The organism is Vibrio sp. 1401, from assembly GCF_033340295.1.
In genome coordinates, this window is sequence record NZ_JAWOWF010000287.1 from 1 (window position 1) to 763 (window position 763).

Annotated in this window: 1 protein-coding gene; it reads right to left on the reverse strand. The window is 47.6% G+C overall.

Annotation, left to right across the window (positions count from 1 at the left end; genetic code table 11):
- The coding region (locus R7Z77_RS25165) for an efflux RND transporter permease subunit (RefSeq protein WP_318137019.1) at window positions 1–763 on the reverse strand (763 nt) is incomplete at both ends.

The following is a 763-nucleotide window of genomic DNA, read 5'->3' on the forward strand; positions in this document are numbered from 1 at the left end:
TAACGATGACTACCAAAATGATTGCCGAGAGAATGTTGTTTTGCAGATCACTAAGCATCAGCTTAACATCATCCGACTGATCCCAAGTGTATTTCACCTGCAAATTACTTGGCCACTCTGCACGCAGTTGCCCTTGAGCAATCACCTCTTTAACTAACGCGACGGTTTCAATAATGTTCTCGCCAGCACGCTTTTTCACGTCAAGCACAATGGCAGGCTCACCATCCAAGCGGGCAAAGCTTTCCGGATCACGAAACGCTCGGCGAACTGTGGCCACATCACCAAAGGTGATCACTTCTTTGCCATTCACTTTGATAGGCAATTCGAGAACATCTTTCAGAGAATCAAACACCGACGGAACTTTGACCGAAAAGCGCCCATATCCAGTATCGACAAAACCAGCCGCAACCACTCGGTTGTTTAGTGCGATCAAGTTATAGATATCGGCCTGATCCAATCCATAGCTTTCCATTAGAAGGGGATCAACCACGATCTCGACAATATCTTCACGATCACCAGCAATATCGACTTCCAAGATCTGACGGAAGCTTTCTAGTCTGTCACGCAACGTTCGAGCGATTTGAACAATGGTTCTCTCTGGCACCGTGCCATAAAGCACAACGGTTAAAACAGGCTCCTCTGAAGCAAAAGTAACTTCATTGACCGTCGGTTCATCACTGTCTGCAGGTAACTTAGGTTTCGCCAGATCGACCGCGTCGCGAACATCCGCCATCGCTTTATCGAGATCCACGCCGACGCTAAA